Consider the following 1765-nt stretch of genomic DNA (forward strand, 5'->3'; position numbering starts at 1 on the left):
ACGACCAGCACAGCGTGGGCGACTCCTCGCGCAGCAACATGTCGAGTGGCTGATCGGGCAGCGGCGACACGAACACCCGCTCGGGGATGTCGGCCACCGTGCTCGCCTCCACCGACGGCGGTTCGATCAGACCGTAGGAGTCGGTGGCGCGCAACGCCGCCGCGGTGGTCGAACCCACCTTCGCCACCCCGTCGGCCAGCACCACGAAATGCTGCTCGTCATCATCGGCGATCGTGGTGAACACCGAGCCGATGACCAGATTCGCCGGCAGCCCCACGGTGTTGGGCGCCCCGGCGGCCCGGATCTGGGGCAGCTGCCACGGTCCGGCGTTGGGCAGTGCGTTGAACAGGCCTTCCGAGATCGGGGTCGCCCGCGCCGTGACCGGGATGCCGACCGCCGAGGTGACCGCCCGGTTCGCCAGATCGATCGAGTGCCGGCCATCTTCGGTGATCAACCAGTTCGCACCCTCGTAGGCCACCAGCATGCCCTGGTCCGGCCCGACCGGCCCCACCGACGCGTCCAGGCTCAGCGGACGGATGATCGCCGACGTCTCCACCACCGGTGTGACACTCTCGGGTTTGGTGACGGTGTCGCACAGTGTCCACTGCTGCGACGGGCTACCCAGCGGCGTGGCGTAAGGCGCGCCGGGGATACCGATCGGCTGACCGCGCGACATGCTGTTGAGCTCTTCGGATTTCACGGCCATCGGGGTGGCGGCGTTACCCAGCACCAACCGCGCCGACGTCAGGTTGTACACCGGCCGCAGTTGACCGTTGCCGGGCATCACCACGTAGAGCTGATTGGTGGCGCGGTCGACCAGCAACGTGTCGGTGCCCCGCTTGCCGAGCGGTTTGAAGTAGGCCAACAGCGCTGCGCCCAGGCAGATCAGGACGGCGATGACGATCCCGGCCGACACCGACCGGCTGTAGAACTGCAGCGGGTCATCGAACATCCGGGTATCGCGGCGCACGATGGCGTGTTCGACGCGGCGCAGCAGGAACCGCCATCCGCTGACCTGCACCTTGGTGGTGAGCCGAAAACTGGCCATCGCTCAGTCGCCGATGTTCAGCCGCGCGTGCACGGCCGAGATCGCCGCGGCCATGTCTTCGCCACCAATTTCGCTGAGCTCGTCGATCCCGAGGTTGTCGAAGTTCGCCGCGCGCGACAGCCGCATGTCGCGGGCCTGCTCGGCGCCTTCGACCAGTTGGCGCGCGTAGCGGCCATTGCCCGCGATGTCGAGTGCCGGTTTGCCGTTCAGGCTGCGCTGGCTGAGCAGCTGGGCTGCCTCCAGGACCCGCTTGGCCGCGTCTTCGGTGAGCGTCGAATCGGTGCCCTCGGCCAGCACCCGCGCGATGTCGACGATCTCCTCGGGCGTATAGGAGTCGAACTCGATCCGGTTGGCGAACCTCGATCGCAGGCCGTCGTTGCTTTCCAGCAGTCGGTCGATGTCGTTGCTGTAGCCGGCGATGATCACCACCAACCGGTCGCGGTCGTTCTCCATGCGCGCCAACAAGGTGTCCAGCGCCTCGGTGCCGAACGGGTCGGCGCGGCCGTCGCGCTCCTGCACCAAGGTGTAGGCCTCGTCGATGAACAGCACCCCGCCGACAGCACGGTCGATGGTGCGCGCCGTCTTCACCGCCGACTGCCCTTCGTACTCGGCGACGAAGTCTTTGCGCGACGTCTCGAGCAATTTCGGCTCGGCGATCACACCCAACCCGGCCAGGATATTGGCCACGACCCGGGCAATGGTCGTCTTGCCGGTGCC

Annotated in this window: 2 protein-coding genes; both read right to left on the reverse strand. The window is 67.4% G+C overall.

Going from position 1 to position 1765, the window contains the following annotated elements; all coding sequences use genetic code 11:
* Positions 1-1048 (reverse strand): type VII secretion protein EccB (gene eccB / locus ACN269_RS34335; protein ID WP_421477449.1); only part of this gene is annotated, 1048 nt, incomplete at its 3' end.
* 3 nt (positions 1049-1051) lie between these two features.
* The coding region (locus ACN269_RS34340; RefSeq protein ID WP_421477450.1) for an AAA family ATPase at positions 1052-1765 on the reverse strand (714 nt) is incomplete at its 5' end.

The sequence above is a fragment of the Micromonospora sp. WMMD736 genome (assembly GCF_049179015.1).
Taxonomy (GTDB): domain Bacteria; phylum Actinomycetota; class Actinomycetes; order Mycobacteriales; family Micromonosporaceae; genus Micromonospora.